Origin of the sequence: Kitasatospora sp. HPM-01-4 (assembly GCF_051374625.1) — a bacterium.
In the GTDB taxonomy this organism is placed as follows: domain Bacteria; phylum Actinomycetota; class Actinomycetes; order Streptomycetales; family Streptomycetaceae; genus Kitasatospora.
Window position 1 is genome coordinate 3,886,108 of record NZ_JBPQGP010000005.1, and the last position, 16,236, is coordinate 3,902,343.

Annotated in this window: 13 protein-coding genes and 1 pseudogene; 5 read left to right on the forward strand and 9 right to left on the reverse strand. The window is 69.3% G+C overall.

Annotated features, from left to right (window positions below; genetic code table 11):
• Nucleotides 1-750: 750 nt before the first annotated feature.
• From ACSMTC_RS16705 to ACSMTC_RS16735, 7 genes are all read right to left on the reverse strand, one after another.
• Entirely contained in the window at nt 751-1,437 is a 687-nt protein-coding gene (locus ACSMTC_RS16705; RefSeq protein WP_436560488.1) for a hypothetical protein, read from the reverse strand.
• Nucleotides 1,434-5,519 carry a CHAT domain-containing protein gene (locus tag ACSMTC_RS16710; RefSeq protein WP_436560489.1) on the reverse strand — a complete coding sequence of 1,362 codons (4,086 nt, stop codon included), beginning with the start codon at nt 5,517-5,519 and terminating at the stop codon, nt 1,434-1,436. The genes ACSMTC_RS16705 and ACSMTC_RS16710 overlap by 4 nt, the downstream gene beginning before the upstream one ends.
• A 108-nt stretch (nt 5,520-5,627) precedes the next feature.
• On the reverse strand, nt 5,628-6,764 hold the full coding sequence (locus tag ACSMTC_RS16715) for a hypothetical protein (RefSeq protein ID WP_436560490.1): 1,137 nt from the start codon (nt 6,762-6,764) through the stop codon (nt 5,628-5,630).
• Nucleotides 6,765-6,773: 9 nt separating this feature from the next.
• On the reverse strand, nt 6,774-7,448 hold the full coding sequence (locus tag ACSMTC_RS16720; RefSeq protein WP_436560491.1) for a histidine phosphatase family protein: 675 nt from the start codon (nt 7,446-7,448) through the stop codon (nt 6,774-6,776).
• 10 nt (nt 7,449-7,458) lie between these two features.
• On the reverse strand, nt 7,459-8,454 hold the full coding sequence (locus ACSMTC_RS16725) for a nucleotidyltransferase domain-containing protein (RefSeq protein WP_436560492.1): 996 nt from the start codon (nt 8,452-8,454) through the stop codon (nt 7,459-7,461).
• A 34-nt stretch (nt 8,455-8,488) separates the two neighbouring features.
• Nucleotides 8,489-9,391 carry a phosphotransferase gene (locus tag ACSMTC_RS16730; RefSeq protein ID WP_436560493.1) on the reverse strand — a complete coding sequence of 301 codons (903 nt, stop codon included), beginning with the start codon at nt 9,389-9,391 and terminating at the stop codon, nt 8,489-8,491.
• Nucleotides 9,388-10,098 (reverse strand): ATP-binding protein, encoded by a 711-nt coding sequence (locus ACSMTC_RS16735; RefSeq protein ID WP_436560494.1) that lies wholly within the window; start codon nt 10,096-10,098, stop codon nt 9,388-9,390. The genes ACSMTC_RS16730 and ACSMTC_RS16735 overlap by 4 nt, the downstream gene beginning before the upstream one ends.
• A 17-nt stretch (nt 10,099-10,115) precedes the next feature.
• On the opposite strand from ACSMTC_RS16735, the gene ACSMTC_RS16740 reads away from it, so the two are divergent.
• The 4 genes from ACSMTC_RS16740 to ACSMTC_RS16755 all read left to right on the forward strand — a co-directional run bounded on the left by ACSMTC_RS16740 (nt 10,116) and on the right by ACSMTC_RS16755 (nt 12,863).
• Nucleotides 10,116-10,262 carry a hypothetical protein gene (locus ACSMTC_RS16740; protein WP_436560495.1) on the forward strand — a complete coding sequence of 49 codons (147 nt, stop codon included), beginning with the start codon at nt 10,116-10,118 and terminating at the stop codon, nt 10,260-10,262.
• A gap of 364 nt (nt 10,263-10,626) precedes the next feature.
• Complete coding sequence (locus ACSMTC_RS16745) at nt 10,627-11,901, forward strand: helix-turn-helix domain-containing protein (RefSeq protein ID WP_436560496.1); 1,275 nt, start codon at nt 10,627-10,629, stop codon at nt 11,899-11,901.
• Nucleotides 11,898-12,449 carry a flavoprotein gene (locus ACSMTC_RS16750; protein WP_436560497.1) on the forward strand — a complete coding sequence of 184 codons (552 nt, stop codon included), beginning with the start codon at nt 11,898-11,900 and terminating at the stop codon, nt 12,447-12,449. Before ACSMTC_RS16745 ends, ACSMTC_RS16750 begins: the two co-directional genes overlap by 4 nt.
• Nucleotides 12,450-12,452: 3 nt before the next feature.
• Nucleotides 12,453-12,863, forward strand: a complete 411-nt coding sequence (locus tag ACSMTC_RS16755; protein WP_436560498.1) for an NUDIX hydrolase — start codon at nt 12,453-12,455, stop codon at nt 12,861-12,863.
• A gap of 69 nt (nt 12,864-12,932) precedes the next feature.
• On the opposite strand, the pseudogene ACSMTC_RS16760 reads toward ACSMTC_RS16755, so the two are convergent.
• Nucleotides 12,933-13,487, reverse strand: a pseudogene (locus tag ACSMTC_RS16760) (mobilization protein); the annotation flags it as partial.
• 846 nt (nt 13,488-14,333) lie between these two features.
• Here ACSMTC_RS16760 and ACSMTC_RS16765 point away from each other — a divergent pair.
• The gene (locus tag ACSMTC_RS16765; RefSeq protein WP_436560499.1) at nt 14,334-15,152 is read left to right on the forward strand and encodes a DUF5655 domain-containing protein; all 819 of its coding nucleotides are present in this window, start codon (nt 14,334-14,336) and stop codon (nt 15,150-15,152) included.
• Between the two features lie 214 nt (nt 15,153-15,366).
• Here the strand turns inward: ACSMTC_RS16765 and ACSMTC_RS16770 are convergent, their stop codons facing one another.
• A complete protein-coding gene (locus tag ACSMTC_RS16770; protein WP_436560500.1) occupies nt 15,367-16,182 on the reverse strand; it encodes a tetratricopeptide repeat protein in 816 nt (271 codons plus the stop codon).
• Nucleotides 16,183-16,236: the final 54 nt, after the last annotated feature.

Consider the following 16,236-nt stretch of genomic DNA (forward strand, 5'->3'; position numbering starts at 1 on the left):
CAGGTATACGGACGACATCGAACTGGATATCTCTTACCGCGAATTGGGGAATATCCGGCGAGACGCCGCCGCAGCCGTCGACATGACGGAGTCGGAGACGGGGAGTTGACCCGCACGGCGGGACCGCTTACGGTCCCCCGTCGCGCTTCGCCGCCACCGTCCAGCAGCAGGGGATCTGCCACGGCCGACGGACCACGGGACTGCGCCACCCATCACGGCCCGCCACCGCGAGCCGGCACGGCGGGTGCCCCCTTCCCGGAACTCCGCCGTTTCCGCGCCGTCCATCCACGCCGAGCTCTCCCCGCCCCCCGACGGACAGCTCCTTCCGGGCCCTGAACGGGCTGCCCGCAGACCGCGGCGTCCGGCACGCCATCCGGACCCGCGCGACGCCTGGTCGCCCCTCCTGCAGCCGCACCGGAGCGGCGGCCGCACAGAGCCCGGGCATCCGATTCGCCCGAGCTCCAGGGCATGCAGAAACCCCAGGTCAGAGAACTAACCTGGGGTTTTCCATGGAGCCGCCTACGGGATTCGAACCCGTGACCTACGCATTACGAGCCCGAGAGTGATCATGTTGGCTGCTACCGACATCGACCACTTGGTGACATTTCCACAGGTCAGAAGGTTGCACCATGCTCCACGATCCCGTCCGAACCGGCACGTGCCGCCCCGTCCGCTCACGCATCGCTCACGCACTCCGTTGCTCGTAGCTCGCTGCAGAGGTGCGTCAGCGGCGCGGCTCGGGCAGGTAGTTCATTGAAGATCGATTGTCCGTAGCGTGGACGGCAGCTCCGCGCGGTAGGGGATCAATCCCAGGCGTCGCTGCCTGACGGTAGCGGCGACGGAGACGTGCGCTCGCACGGCAGCACGGGCTGGGGCCTTGACCACGATAGTCAGTGTCTCGTCCCCGATCAGCGGAACCGAGCTCGTCGCCTTGAACCGCCATTCGGGGTCGCTGTCGCGCTCCCCCATGCCCACCAGGAACAGGTGCTCTTGCTGCTGGTTGGGAGTGACGTCCAGAGTGGACTCGACGATGGCGAGTTTGGCGGTCAGCGCGATCCGTCCCACTCGTCCGGCAGGGCTGGCCCGCTTCTTGGGGGCGATGGACCACGCGATCGGCTGTCGGTCCTCGGGCTCGTCAGGGGCCTCCAACTGGATTCCGACGCCGGCGTCGACGAATACGTCGTCGTTGTCCGCCGGCCGGAAGGCACAAACCAGGCTGAGCAGCAGGTAGTCGCTGTGGGCGGACTCCGACTCCAGGAAGTCGAGCCACTCCTCGTCGCCCTGGGCCGCCTGCTCAGCCGTGAGCCGACGAACCACAGCCACCCCCAAGGACACCCGTCCCCGCAACGGGGCTGACGTGGTCGGGGTGTTGAGTCGCGGTACCGGAGAGAGCTCGACATCCCTCAGGACAGGTACGTCGATGCTGACGTGGTTCACTGCGCTACTCCTCGGGGTGTGTGCGGCGCGCGCCAGTCGCCGATGAAACAGAACGCACCCCAGTCCCGGTACGCGGGGTGCTTGGTACGCGTATGGCACTGGGCGGCACGGAACGCGGCCCGCCGGTCACCGTTGCCAGTCAGTTGTCGGTACAACTCGGCGAAGAAGTCGGTGGCCACGTCCGGATGGACCGGCCACAGGCAGCCGACGACGGCCGAGGCCCCGGCGGCCAGGAATGCAGCCGGCAAGCCGCGCAAGTTGTCGTTCACGTCGTAGCGACCCAGAGCCGACTCGCACGAGCTCATGGTGACGAGTTCGACGCCACGCAGGTCGGTCCTGAGGATGTCGTGCGCGAAGACCCGGCCGTCGTTGTCGGGATCGGGCGACAAGTACAGGCACTGGTACCAGGAGGCCCACTCGTTGTGCGCGCCGTGCGCCGCCACGTGCACGTAGCGCGAGGTGCCGAGCTCGCACAGGAAGCGGCTGGGCGTGGCGGCGGCTCCGAGCACGGCTCGGCCACCCATCGACGCCGCCACGGAGGACGCATGGTGCTCCAACGCCGTCTCGGCAACCAGGCCGTGCCGCACACCGCCGCTGGCCGACCCGAACGCCACGAGCTCATGGCGTGCTGTGGGCGGTGTGAGCTCTGCGGTGGTGGTGCGGAGCGAGGCAAGGCTCGAAAGCTGTGTCACGGTCCAGTCGTCCGCCACCAGCCCGTCTGCGACGGGAAGTAGCGGAAAGGGGACGAAGTGGAGTGGCCCGTTCGGCCAGATGCACAGATGCCGCTTGCCTTCGTCCTGCCAGCGCCCCATCAGCTCCGTGAAACCGGCCAGGCATTGTGCGCCGGCGTGGTCCAGAGCGGTGCCCGCCTCGCGGCTCACTAGGCGGTGCAGCGGATCGGCGGTGACGGCTTGTCGCAGCACGGAAACGGGGCTGGCCACCGGGTGGATCAGCATCGTGTGGAGACCGCGGGTGAGGCGGAGCAGATCGCCGCCGACGTCGTTGAACGCGACGGTCCGGAGACGCACCTCCTCTCGTGTCACCGCCAGGCCCACCGTCCCTGTGCGAAGGCCCGTCGCGTTCGGTCCCGGGAATTGCCCGAGGAACAACGACAACAGCACCGTGTCCTCCGGGAGCAGAGCTTGGACATCGTCCAGCCCCAGGAGGGCGTTGCGTGGGAGATTCCGACTCAGGTGGAGTTCCATGCTGATCCGGCGGTCGACGGCCCGCTGCAGGTTGCGCTGCCGGGCGTCAGGGTCGCTCTCGGGTTCGGCCTCGCCAGTTCCGACGTAACAGAGGATAGCGTCGCCCGGGCTCAGCGCCCCTTCCGCAGGCGGAGGTTGGGCGGCGTCGAGGCTCGCCCGGTCGATCGCGGCGGCGAGCGCACGTGATGGGGTGAACGGACCGGAGCGCTCGGCCGCGATCGAGAAGTCCATGCCCTTGGCCACCTGGTGCAGCAGGAGAACGGTGCTCGCATCGACACGGGCATGCGCAGACAGAAGGCTGCCGAGGGTGAGGCACAGCTCTCGAAGCTTCCAGGCGATTCCCTCGTCCGTGCTCGCTCGGAGCGAAGTCATTCTGCTGAGCAGTGCGTTGGCAGCACTGCTTGCCGCCGGATGGTCACAGCGCCTGACGCTGGCCAACCCGGCTTCGAAGGCGTCCAGCGCCAGGTCTTCCTGGTCGGCCATCGTGTACTGCGCGCCGGCCACGGCGAAGCACTCCGCTGCTTCAGCCCAGTCCGCCGCATGGTCGGCACGCACGGCCAGGTCGTAGGACAAGCGGCCGTACAGGTGCGCCACCATCTCGACGTGCTGGTCCACCCAGTCCGGAGCCGATCGGGCGGCCTCCAGGAGCAGGGTTCGGCCCAGGGCCTGCTCGTCGTCCTCGCCGCAGTGCGCGGCGAGGTGGACCAGTGCCGCGGCCCGCTCGGCCGGCTCCCGGGTCGGGTCTGTGGTGAGCTCCTCCGTCGCGGCCGGGACCCCGCCCGGCACCGGGCAGTCGAGCGTGTCCTCATGGAGCAGGTGTACCTCGCTTGCCCAGCGCACCCGCTGCTGATCGGGCTTCCGGAGCCGGAGACCCGCCCCGTCAGCGGCCTCGATGAGTGCGACCTCCAGATCCCGGTGCCCCGTCTCGGTGGCGAGGGCCAGTGCCTCGGTGAAGAGGCTCGCCGCCTCGTGCTCGCCCTGGCACTCGCGGACTTCGTCGAGCGGGACTGGCAGCAGGCCGTCCAGCTCGCGGGGCAGGACCAGTTCACCGAGCAGGGCGAGGATCTTCAGCAGGTACAGGTAGCCGAGCGGATCGCGGAACGGGTCCAGGGTCCCGACGGCCTCCCGGGCTGCCTCCCTCGCCTCCTGGTCGTACAAGGTTCCGGTCAGACCGGCAAGCATGGAAAGGGCCTCGATCAGGGCCTTGAGCGTTCGGCCGCGCCGGTGGCCGGTGGCGAGCGCCGCCGCTTCCCTGAGCCGGGTCACGGCTTCCTCGACCGCATGCCGCGGGTCCGGCATGGTGACACCCTCCCACCGCATGGTGTGGACGCCCATGTACCGGGCCTCACGGTCGCGCCGGAGTTTCTGGGCCGAGGCGAACGACAGGTCCACCAGCCCCCCGGTGTACGGGGTCAGGCACAACAAGCCGTCTGCAAACAGGGTCTCGGCGAGTTCGGCGACGTCCTGAATGGCGTCACAGCCGCGTAGTTCGTCGATCTGTCGGCCGGCCACCTCACGCGCATGCTGGAACAGCACCGCATCCGACTGCTCAGCCAGGGTCAGCCGGGCCACCTCGACGTACGTGTCCGCTGCCCACCACCACGGGCTATCCCGGTCGGCCCCCCAACGCTGCTCGGCCGCTGCCAGCGTCAGAGCCAGCACGGAAATCGCTCGCCGAGGCGTGCCAGTCCTGACCAGGCCGACGGCCACCCCCACCACGACCCGCACCGCGGCCTCCGACAGTTCACTGCCCGACTCGCCGACGCGCCGCAGCGCCTCCTGCTCGGTGACGACCCGTTGGTCCACCTCATCGCCGAGGGCGATCAGGCGACGTGCTTGCGCTGCCTCGGCCTCGGTCGGTGGCGGTGCTGGAGCTGGCGCGTCCTGTGTGCCCTGGTCGGTGGCGGCGTCGCCGTCGCGCCTCAGTCGGAGTGTGTGCTCCAGCAACAGCCCGGTCGCCTTGGCCAGGTTCGCACGGTCGGGCCGCCGACCGTACTCCAGGTCGAGGTCCGCTGCCCGACGCAGCCAGTCGACCGCCTCCCGCAGGAGGGCGACCACGTCGCTCCGCTCGGTGCCTGGCACCTCAGCCCGGCGGCCGAGCCCCGTCCCCACACCGATCATCGCCGACACCTGCTCGGTGGACCCTGGTGCTGCCAGTTCTAGGGCCCGACGGTACGAGCGCTCGGCGTCAGCCAGATCCGCCGGGAGCCCAGTCAGCTCGAAGCGGCCGACCTGGGCACTGCCGAGAGTCAGCAGACGCGTGACGGTCCGTGAAGCCGACGGCTCCGGCAGCGCCGCCACAGCGCTCAATAACTCGACTGCCCGGTCCGCGTCGGCCAGCCGCGCCCGTTCGTCCCGCACCAGAGCCGTCGCACGGAACTGGTGGGCCATGCCCAACAGGGTGTCCTGGTACGCACTGTCCCCGCCCCGGGGAATGCTCTGCAGTAGCCCAAAAGCCTCGTCCAGAGCGGCCCAGTCCTGCTGCTGCTCGAAGTCCACCACCAGGTCAGCCGCGTGCTCAAGCGGATCGGCCCACGGGTCGTGCCCGGTCTCGGCTATCAGCCTGGGCCAGAGCTCACGCGGGACCTTCCTGCGGTCTGCAAGGAACAGCAGGCCGAAGAGATGGATCGCCGTCTCACGCTCCACCTGCGCGCGGCCACCATCGCCAAGCGCAACTGCTCGTGCCCAGTGGAATGCGGCCGCTGTGTACAGAGCCTCGGTATCGACGTTGCGTGACGCCTGAGCTTCCTCGGCGATGAGGGCTACGAGTCGCATGGCAGACTCGCGCCCCGCTTCGTCGAGTAGCGCTTCCGTCTCCGACCGATAGGCGTACTCGGCAAGCCGAGCGTCCAAGTCCTCGACAAGTGCGTCCCGCATGGCTCCCCCGTGGTGACCGACCGCCATCGTGACACGATCCGGCTCACATCGCGGCAGAATCCAGGAGGGGCACTCCCGGACAGCGTTCAAGCCGAAAGTAATCGGCAGTCAGATCTCCGCGGGGACGACCGGCGCTGTCACGCAGGCAGCCATCACGTTGGCCAGCGCCTGCTTGCTCGCGATCCATTCCGTGTCGCCGGTGGAGACCGAGTTCTGTACAGCTTCGAACGCGGCTCCGTCGGCCGCAGCGGGCTTGGCCAGGTGTGCCCGCATGTACTGCTTGAAGAGCGCGGGCAACTGTTCCGGCCCGGTTACGGCCTTGGTCCTCAGGGAGAAGAGCGGCAGGAACCACGCTTCGAAGCCGTCCTTGACCTCCTGGGTGACTCGGTACGCCTCGTGCAGCGGCTGCAGGCTGGCCATGTGGTCGTAGGGGAGGTGGCCGTGTAGGGCGTACTGAAGCCGGGTGCCGTCGTGTTGGCGGAAGTGCTGACCGTGGGCGGCAACGTGGTTGGCCGCGTTCTCGGTGATGGTCATGACGGCCGTGTCCGCTTCGTGCCGCCGGGCCGCGGCGAGGACAGTGGCGTGGACGCCGACGCGCGGGTCGAGGACGAGGCCGTTGAGGCCGAGGGGCGAGAGGTCGATGCCGTGGTCGCGGGTTCGGGAGAGGATCAGGCGCTCGGCGACGTTGGCGGCGGTGTGCTGGAGGTGCTTGGGCTGCTGGCGATGGCTGGCGTGGATGTCTGAGCGGTCGAGGACGGGGCGGTCCTTCGCGAGTTCGGCGACGAGGTGGAGGCCCGGGCGGTCTTCGGTGTCGGTGCTGCCGCAGGTGTTGCAGCGGTGGCTGCCGGTGCCAGTCATGTGACCGCAGGACCGGCAAGTGGGGACGGTCTCGCGGCTGATGCCGAGGGTGCCGGCGCGGAGGTTGTTCTCGATCATCTCCAGCGCGAGGTTGGCGACCTCCGCGTCGGTGTCGGTCATGATGCCGCCCACCGGGAACTGTCCGGGCGGGTACTTGTCGGTGATCAGGTCAGCCTCGAACCGCTGGCGGGGGATCTTCGGGCCCTCGGCCTGGCGGTGGCGGAGGTCTCCGGCGAGGGTGACGGTGTTCCACAGGTGTGGTGCGGGCGGTAAGCCCAGGATGGCGTTGAGGGCGGCGGCAAGGCGGATGCCCACGGCCTTGCCGGGGCGGGTGTCGAAGGTGAAGGGCCCGTTCTGGACGGGCCCGTTGAGGAAAAGGTGTCGCACGGGCTCCTCCTAGATCGGCGGGGTGGTGGTTCCCGTCCGGATGAACCGGCCGTCTCGCAGTTCGTAGTGGAGGATCGCGGCGTTGGGCATCTTGCCCTTCCGCTCCTCGGCGAGGATCTCGGGCAAGGTGCAGGCTTCGAGCAGGGATCGAAGGGCCACCGCGGCGGTCTGGTGGGTGAAAGCGACGACGGTGCGGGATTGCTGGAGTTCGGCCTGGGCGAGGGCGGCGAACTCGGTGGCCCGCTTGAGTACGCCCTCGGCGAGCGACTCGCCGCCGCCCGGCGCGGTCCAGATGTGCTTCCGCAGGCGGCGGTCCTCGGCGAGTTCGGGGTAGCTGTCGTACAGCTCGCGCTTGGTCATGTAGGTGGCGTCGCCGTAGTGCTGCTCGTCCAGGAGTGCGGTCTGCCGGGGCCAGCCATCAGGGAGGGCGGGCAGGGCGATCGCCGCGGTGTCGATCGCCCTGCGGTAGGTCGAGGTGTAGACGTGCGGCTCGGGGCCCGCGAGCTGCGGGAGGACCTCGGCGAGCCATTGGGCCTGCCGGAAGCCTCGCGGGGTCAGGCCGACGATGGTGCGGGAGATGGCGTGCGCGGCGGCCCCGGTGTAGGGGCGGGGGTCCTGGTAGAAGCCGTTGTACTTGTCGGCGTTCTCGACGGACTCGGCGTGTCGGATGACGAGCAGGGGCAAGACGAGGCTCCTATCCGGCGAGGTTGGCGACGTAGGAGCCGCTGACGGTCCAGGGAGTGAGTTCGATGCCGAAGCCGCTGTGTTCGCCGTCCTGGGTGTGGACGAGCTTGCCGGACAGGTGCACGGTGTCGCCGGACCTGAAGGCGCCGGTGTAGGCGCCGAGGTAGGAGCGCATGTGGGTGATCCGGCGGGCGAAGGAGTCGGCCTCGTCGATGGTCGAGCTGAGGATGGTCTTGACCTTGATCCCGTAGACGGCCGGGGTGGTGAGACCCTCGGCGTGGTCGGTGATCTTGGCGAGGAGCGAGATCTCGCCGATCTCCTTGGAGGAGATCCGGGCGAAGGTCCTGTCACGGTCGGAGCGGATGGGTTCGCAGTTGATGTGCGCGCCAGCGCTCGCGGTGAGCCCTTGGAGCTTGCGGCGTTCCTGCTTGATGAGGGCGTCGAATGAGCTGCCCTCCATGTACTTGGCCCGGCGGATGTACAGCCGGGTGAGGTCGTCCCCGTCATACGGTCGGATCAGGTCGGTCTGCTGGAACAGCTCCTGCGCGGCCTGGTAGCCCTCCGGCCCGTAGCAGACCAGGTCGATGTCGGAGCGCTCGTTGAAGCAGCCGACGAGGAAGGAGCCGGTGACGCCGATCAGGCCCTGGGCGTCGTTCGCGGTGATCCACTCGGTGATCGCCAGGAGGTCCTTGCCTGCCGGGTTGTCGGCGACCGCGCCGGGAGCCTCGTGGATGGCGGCGAGGGCCTGGCGGCAGGAGTAGTGGACGGCCACGTCCTCGCGCGGGATACCAGTGATGACGCAGCCGAGGGTGTCGGAGTAGACATAGCACTCCGGCCTGCCGGCGAGGATGCCGAAGGACTTCGACACGACGCTGTTTTGCCGGTAGGTCCGGTCGAAGAGCCGGCGGTCGCCCTTCTCGTCCGGGTGGTACTTGACGTAGCCGAGGTAGTGGCTGCCGGGGTGGCTGTCGCCGATGACCTTGAAGACGACTCCGTGGTGGTCCATCAGGTAGTCGCGGTCGCGAACGGTGGGAACCGGCCTACCGGTGTTCAGCGGTGAACCGTTCCAGAGTGGGGAAGGTGCCGGTGTCGATCGTGTTGGACGACTCATACTGATCAAGTCCCATCGTGAAGAGGGTGCGGCGGTACTGCCACTTGATGTGCTTGTCGTGCCGTGTGGGGTCGGTGGGCCGCATGAGGGCGAGGAAGAAGAAGCACTTGACGAGCAGGAAGTCGCCCAGATGCTCGCTCACCCGCTGCCCGATCAGGGATGCGGTGGTCTCGTCGAGTGCGCCGGTGTAGGCGGCGCGCTGTTCCGGGGTGATGCTGTAGCCCTTGCCTCCGCCCTTGAAGGCCACGATGTCGAGCGCGGGGTAGACGTCGTAGCCGAGCGGGACCGGTCCGTGGTGCTGCCAGTCGATGACGCCGGCCTGGAGGACGTTGGGCAGGCCGTAGTCGAGATGTCCGTGCACCATCGGGAGCTGGGCCAGCCGGTCGAGGGCGTGCTTGACCGCTTCGTGGACGCGCGGGGTGTCGAGGTCCGGGTTCTCCTCGAAGACCTCTGCCGCGAAGGCCGCCTTCTCGAACCACGGCGTAACCGGGAGGGGGTGCCTCGCCTGGGCCTGCATGAGCTTCGATGCGACGGCCGCTGCCGTGCTGATCACCTGGTAGCTGACCTGACCGCCCTGCCTGGCGTCGGCCAGCGCCTCCTCGTGCAGCGAGCTGTCGCCGATGGCGCGCTCGATGACGAAGTAGCTCTCGTTCTCAGAGCCGCTGTCGACGATCTCCGGCACCGGGTAACCAAGGCCGGCGGCCAGCTGCTGGAACTCGGTCTCAACCCGCAGATCCTCACCCCCGGTCCGCTTGTAGAGCAGGCCGTCGGCGGACCTCCACACCGCGCCCTGCGTGGCCGTTCTGTCCTTCACGAACTCCCAGTCACTCATCCATCCATCCTTCCGTAGAGCAGAGTTCGGGTGGAGCACGGCTGCTCCGCGCGAGTCGGACGGGGTGGGGCCGGCCGCTCCCGGGGGAAAGAGCGACCGGCCCCCGTCACCGCCCGGCCGGTGCGCCTGGACCAGCACGGGCGGAGTCGGTAGGCGCGCGGCGAGCGGTGCTGCGAGAACCATCTGTACGCGCGGGCGGGTGGCCAGGTGGGCGCGTGGGGACGGGGCCTGGGACGGTCGGTGCGGACGAGGCTGGCGATGAGTGCCGCCCGGCGGGCCGAGCGAGGGTGCTCGGGTACCGCGACAGCGGGCACCGCCAGTTCGGCCCAGACCTTCTTGCCATGGGTCGTCGGTTCCGCGCCCCAGGTCTCCGACAGGCCCTCGATCAGCAGCATGCCTCGACCGGTGGTCAGTTCGTCGTTGCCGAAGTTCGCGGCGCCGGTGGGCATCCGGCGCGACGGGTCGTACACCTCGATCACCACCCGGTCCCCGTCCGGTGACAGGTAAATGCCGGCGAGCAGTCTCCCCGGCGCGTGGATGACCGCGTTGGCGAGCAGCTCGTCGGCGACCAGAGCGATGTCGCCAAGCGAAGTCGGGTCGATCCCCCACGAGCGGGCGACTCGGACGACGGCTTCTCGGGCTGGTGGGACGTGGTCACGCCTGGTGCCGATGAACGAAATACGCCGAGCGTGGGTGAAGGCGGTCACCGGTCACCGTCGCAGGCTTGGACAGCATCGACGACGCTGTTGCACGGCCAGGGGCCGCAGCCGTCGCTGCACCGACCGTCCTCGAACTGGTGGCGGTCGAGGACCTCTCGGGCGTGGGTGCCGGCGGTGGCGAGGCGCTCGCGACGCGCGGCGGCACGGTCTGAGTGGCTCGCGCTTGCGTTCGACGCCCGGCCGTCTTCCGAAGCGAGAGGAACGGCCACTGCGTCCCGCTGGTGCGCGGTGTCGCCCCTCTGTGCGTCCGAGCGGAGGGTCATCGGCGCTTCTCCTTAGCCACTGGGTGAAGCCGCGCATGCGAGAGACCGCAGATGGGCCTCGGTCATGCGGGAGCGGGGAACCGCAAGCTGCGAGGGTGGTCGAGCTGCTGACGACCAGACAACTCCATCTCGATGCACCACGGTTAGGGCACGGGCTCCGCGTGCATGATCCATGCAGACCGTGCATGACGGGTTGTCCTGGTGCGGCTACGCTCGGCTCGCCAGGGCAGGATCAGCATTGGCAGGAGAAGCCATGTCGCGGACGGCCAAAGGACACTCCGCTGCGGGTGGGATCGGAGAGGTGATCCGCCGCGCACGAGTGTTGAGCGGCCGGTCTCAGGCGGACGTGGCCACCGAACTGGGCTACCACCAGTCGAAGATCAGCCGGTTGGAGAGCGGCAAGGGAACGCAGGACATCGACGTCCTGCGCGCTGTCGCAGCTGTGCTCGACATCCCGCTGGGAAGCCTCGGCCTGTCCTCCCATACCAGTGCGGACAGCAGGACGGACGACATGCACCGTCGCAACTTTCTGGCCGCGAGCGTCGCCGCGCTCGCGCCCCCGACACCCCGTCCCCGCGTGGGGATAGAGCTGGTCCAAGCGCTGCTGCCTGGCCCTGTGCCGGCCGAGCACGCGCCACAACCCCGGGCCGCACTCGCGGCCCGGCTGTCCCATGCCCGGAGGCTCTTCTACACCTGCCGGTACGCCGAACTCGAAGGCGCGCTGCCGTCGTTGATCGCCGACCTTCGCCAGGCTCAAGAGGCCGTCCATGGCGGCGACCAGGTCCTGTCTGGCCTCCTCGCGACGGCCTACCAGACCGCGGTGAGCCTGCTGCTCAAGCTCGGCGACCACGGCAACGCCTGGCTGGCGGTCGGCCGTGCCATGGCCGAGGCCGAACGGAGCGCCGACCCCGTCGTGATGGCCTCCAGCGTCCGAGTCCAGGCGCACGTCCTCGCGCGCGACCGGCACACCGCACCCGCCGTCACCCTCATCAGGCACACCGCCGACCAGCTCTCCGGCAGCTACGACCGGCGCCCACCCGAGTACCTCGCCGCGCTGGGGCTCATGCTCCTTCGCGGGGTGACGGCCGCAAGCGCCGGCGGCGACCGTGCCACGACCGCCGACTTCCTCGCCGAGGCCCAGGAGGTCGCGCGCTACGTCGACCTCGACAGCCCCGAAGCCTGGGCAAACTTCAGTCCAACCAACGTCGCGCTCCACTCGGTGAGCGCCTCGGTCGTCCTGGGCGACGCCGGAGCGGCGCTGGAAGCCGCCCAGCCCCTGATGCGCAGGCGCATCCCGGTCCCCGAGCGCCGGGCAGCACTGTGGGTGGAGGCCGCACGGGCCTACAGCCAGCAGGGCAGACCGGCCGAGGGATACAAAGCGCTCAGGATCGCGGAGAGCTGTGCCTCGGAGGACATCCGCCGACGGCCCAGCGTGCTCAAGCTGGCCGGTGACATGGCCGCTCGCGACCGGCGCGGCGCCGTCCCGGAACTTCGCCGTTTCTGCCAGGAGTTGGGAGTCCAGGTTTGACTGAGCATCGCGAGCCGTTCCTCTACGTCGTCGTCTGCGCGTCGGGCATCGCCGACGGAGTGGGCGAACTGATCACCGCTGCCCACGCCGAGCGCTGGGGAGTCGGCGTGATCGCGACCCCGAACGGGCTCGGCTTCATAGACCAGGAGGCCGTCGAAGCCCAGACCGGCTACCCGATCCGCTCCGCCTGGCGCACGCCGAGCATCCCCCAGCCGCTGCCCCCGGCCGACGCGATCGCCGTCGCGCCGGCCACCTTCAACACCATCAACAAGTGGGCCGCCGGCATCTCCGACACCCTCGCGCTCGGCATCCTCTGCGAGGCGTACGGCCTCGGCATCCCCGTGGCCGTCCAGCCCTATGTCAACTCCGCCCAGGCTGCCCACCCCGCGTACGAGGAGAGCCTGGCCCGGCTCCGGTCGATGGGCGTCCTGATCGGTGACTACGTCCCCCACAAGCCCAAGGCCGGCGGGGGTCGCGACAAGTACAACTGGACCCACGTCCTCGAGCTGCTCCGCCCCGTGGCGGCCTCAGCGGCGGAGAGGGATTAGCCGATGCTCCCGCCGTCAGACGGGCCGCCAGGTGTCGCTGCCGCGATCGTGATCCGGGAGGGTCGGGTGCTGATGGTCCGGCGCCGAGTCAGCGAGGGCCAGCTCTTGTGGCAGTTCCCAGCAGGCAAGATCGAGCCCGGCGAGTCTCCCGAGCAAGCGGCTGTCCGCGAGACCGCGGAGGAGACGGGGCTGAACGTGGCCGTCGTCAAGGTCCTCGGCGAGCGCGTCCACCCGGAGACTGGCCGATGGATGTCGTACATGGTCTGCGAGATCGTCAGCGGCACCGCTGCCGTCGGTGACCCACGAGAACTGGACGCACTGGCGTGGGTGGCGCTTACAGAGATCCCCGAATACGTCCCGTACGGGATCTTCGAGCCAGTACAGGCATACCTGGATATCGCGCTCAAAGACTGAGTGAACAGCTGTGGGCGACCACCAACTGGTGGCCGCCCACAGCGGCAGCAGAATTCCGGTCGCTGGTGGTCAGCGATGTCGGGGCTGGGTGCCGGGGCGCTGCAGGGCAGTCGTGGTGGATGACGGGTTGGTCGTGGGGTGGCGGACGAGCGGGGCGGCAGACGAGCGCAGGAGTGCCGCCTCGACGGTGCGGTTGGGTGCGGGGTTGTAGCTGGTGTGCTGGATACGCGCGATGAGGACCTTGGCGGGCAGGCGAGCGCTGCCGAGTTCGCGGCGGGCAGCGGCCTCGGTGAGGAGCTGGTGGGGCACGTAGCCGTCGGCCTCGGCGTCGGCGAGCACGGTGGCGAGGGCGGGCCAGTTGGGGTCGGCGAGGATCCGTGTCGCGTGGTCGGGAATGGCGGCCCGGACGTCGCTGGCGAGGGTCTTGCGGGTCTGCTCCTTGGGCTGGCGTTGGACGAGGAACGCGAGCTGGTCGGCGGCGGCCTGGTCGTAGGCGGCCTGGAGGTGCTGGACGGTTCGGCGCGCGGCTTCGGCCTGCTGGGCGTGACCCTTGGCAGCGTGCCAGCGTTGGGACAGGATCGCGGCCCAGACGAGGGCCGCGACGAGGACGGCGAGTATGCTGCCGTAGACCGAGGCTCACGCCAAGGCAGCAGCCGAAGCCGAGAAGGCGAAGCGGAAAGCGGCGAAGAAGGCAAAGTCCAAGGCCAAGAAGGCCAAGGGCTGACCCTAGATCAACACCAGCGCTCACGCATCGCTCACGCAAGCGATCTTATAGCGCGTCACTGACGCCTGCCCGCACGCCAGGAAACAGCAAAAGGCCCAGGTCAGCGGCTATCTGACCTGGGCCTATTTGAGCCGCCTACGGGATTCGAACCCGTGACCTACGCATTACGAGCCCGTCACAGAGCGTGCCCGCTAGTCCCAACCGGCGGACCTTCGTCCCTGTTTTGCCTGATCAGCGCATGTGTCGCCGTGACCACCAGTCCCACGGGGGACCGTCCGTCCCACGGGTGCCCGAACATCCCGGGCACTTCGCGGGCACCCCTGGCCCTCGTGAAGTTCTTACCGTCCAGCTTACACCTCACCTGAGCCGCCACCACTCTCAGTGATCGGCAGCGTCGTCCGTGCGACCGCTGCCCTCGGCGCCCCTGCTCTTCACCAAGGCGGTCGGCAGAGAATCCGGCTACACCCTGTCGGGCGGTGCGCCGCCCGACGCCAGAGCTCTCTGAGGCCGCCGCGTCACCCTCTATTCCCCGCTGGCACAAAGTGCGATAAACGCAACAAGGTCTAGATTGTCCGATTCCTGGCATGTAGTCTGCTCGGTCCATCGTCGGGCGGGCCGACGGATGGTGTGCTGGGGGGTACGTGGCGGGGCTGCAGGTGTTTCGGGTTTCTGGTGGGGACGTTCGCCGTGTTGAGGGCGAGACTGTCGCGTTCGAGCGCGAGCTGCAGCGGCTCGTGGAGGCGAACATGTCAGAGATGCTCGGCGGTGTGCGCTTCCTGGCGTCCGAGTACTCCACCGGACCGGTCCATCGAGGTCGAATCGACAGCCTCGGTTTGGACGAAGACGGGAGCCCGGTCCTGGTCGAGTACAAGCGGACGAGCAGCGAGAGCGTGCTTTCGCAGGGACTTTTCTACCTGTCCTGGTTGACGGCGAACCGCCAAGAGTTCGAGGCGCTCGTCCAGCAGCGGCTGGGGCGAGCTGCCGCCGAGCAGGTCGACTGGAGCAGCCCGCGGGTGGTCTGCATCGCGGCGGACTACACGCGCTACGACCTGGTGGCGGCGGGGATGTCCCACCACCGCGTCGACATGGTGGTCTACCGGAGGTACGGGGACGACCTGGTGACGCTCGAGCTGGCCGCGTCGGTCGCCGGTGGCTGCGGCTCCTCGGTGGCACGCCAGCCGGAAGGTGCGCGGTCGGCTTCGCCTGCCCGCCGAGCGGTCAGCGAGGTGCTGACGCAGGTGGGCGGTGCGGTCCAGGAGCTGTACGACGAGCTGGACACCCGTCTGCTCGGCCTCGGTGAGGGCCACTCGGTGGCGCTGCAGCACTACGTCGCCTACCGGCGCCGGCTGAACTTCGCCTGCGTCCGGGTGCTCGCACGTGAGCAGGCGCTGGTCGTCTTCCTCCGCGTCGACCCGACGACGGTGGAGCTGGTGCCCGGCTGGACCCGAGACGTCCGGCGGATCGGCCACCACGGAACGGGCGAGCTTGAGGTCCGGATTGGGACGGTGGTCGACCTCGACCGGTCGATGTCGCTGCTGCGGAAGAGCTACGCCGCAGCTGCCTGATCGCGTACGGCAGCGGGCCGCGCACCCTTCGAGGGTGCGCGGCCCGCTGCCGTTTCGTGGGTTGCTGCAGCCGAAGGCGGGGGCCTCGTGTCGGCGGCGGCCTGGCGGGTCGTGGAACCGCCTCGGTTCGACGCGCCGACCAGCTCGGGCCCGCAGGGGCGGGTCGGCGGCCGGCCGACTTGGGTACCGCGCCCTGGTGGGGCGCTCGTCGTGATCAACGACGCGGAGCGCTCTCAGGCACGGTCGCCGGCATGGCGGTGATGAGGGTTCGCTCGCGCACGAGGTCGGCGTGGACGTCGGGTTGGTTCGGCGCCAGGGCTTCGAGGGCGTCGTCGATCGCGGTGAGGGCTTCGGTGCGGCGGCCGAGGGTGCGCCAGGCGGTGGCGGTGCGGAAGAGCGCGATGGGGTCGTTGTCGTCGAAGGTGGGCCAGGCGGCCAGCTTCAGGATGTGCTCGGCCTGGCCGGGCAGGTTCTCTCCGAGCCAGAGACCGTGGAGCAAGGCGTGGCAGACCTGCGGGTTGTCGCCGGCTTCGGCGAGGGTGCGGTTCATGGCGTCGAGGGCGCCGGGGGCGGAGCGGCCGAGCAGTGCGAAGGTGCCGAGGGCGCGCGTGTACGGATCCCAGCGGGTCCGCTCATGGTCGGGGGCCTGGTCGAGGAGCTGCTGGATGCTGCGGCACCGGAAGTCGTAGCGCAGCGCGACGAGGTGAAGGTGCCGAAGGGCCTGGGCGTGGGTGCGGTCGGTGCCGGGCTGGGTCAGGTGGTCGGTGCCGGCGAAGTGGAGCAGTGCGCTGTTGTGGCGGCTCCGGGCGTACCAGGCGAGGCGGTTGGCCAGGGTCGCGCTGGTCTGCCAGTCGGCGTCGGCACGGCTGAGCCAGCGCGCGGCTTCGGTGGTCCAGGGCTGGCCGGCGTCGATGGCCTGCTCGATCAGGGTGCGGACGGCGGCGAGCGCGGCGGGGCGCAGGTCGTCCCGGCGGATGGCTGCGGCGAGGGCTGCGTACGAGCCGGGGGTGTCGAGGAGTCCGCGGATCATGATGCGCTGGGTGGGTGGGTAGGCCGCGGCGCGGGCGATGCGTTCGATGGTGTC

What these genes read in the sequence shown, in the direction of transcription:
- ACSMTC_RS16710 (WP_436560489.1), bottom strand. Translation starts at nt 5,519, where the DNA reads ATGCGGGACGCACTTGTCGAGGACTTGGACGCTCGGCTTGCCGAGTAC.
- ACSMTC_RS16725 (WP_436560492.1), bottom strand. Translation starts at nt 8,454, where the DNA reads ATGGACCACCACGGAGTCGTCTTCAAGGTCATCGGCGACAGCCACCCC.
- ACSMTC_RS16730 (WP_436560493.1), bottom strand. Translation starts at nt 9,391, where the DNA reads ATGAGTGACTGGGAGTTCGTGAAGGACAGAACGGCCACGCAGGGCGCG.
- ACSMTC_RS16745 (WP_436560496.1), top strand. Translation starts at nt 10,627, where the DNA reads ATGTCGCGGACGGCCAAAGGACACTCCGCTGCGGGTGGGATCGGAGAG.
- ACSMTC_RS16755 (WP_436560498.1), top strand. Translation starts at nt 12,453, where the DNA reads ATGCTCCCGCCGTCAGACGGGCCGCCAGGTGTCGCTGCCGCGATCGTG.
- ACSMTC_RS16765 (WP_436560499.1), top strand. Translation starts at nt 14,334, where the DNA reads ATGTCAGAGATGCTCGGCGGTGTGCGCTTCCTGGCGTCCGAGTACTCC.
- ACSMTC_RS16770 (WP_436560500.1), bottom strand. Translation starts at nt 16,182, where the DNA reads ATGATCCGCGGACTCCTCGACACCCCCGGCTCGTACGCAGCCCTCGCC.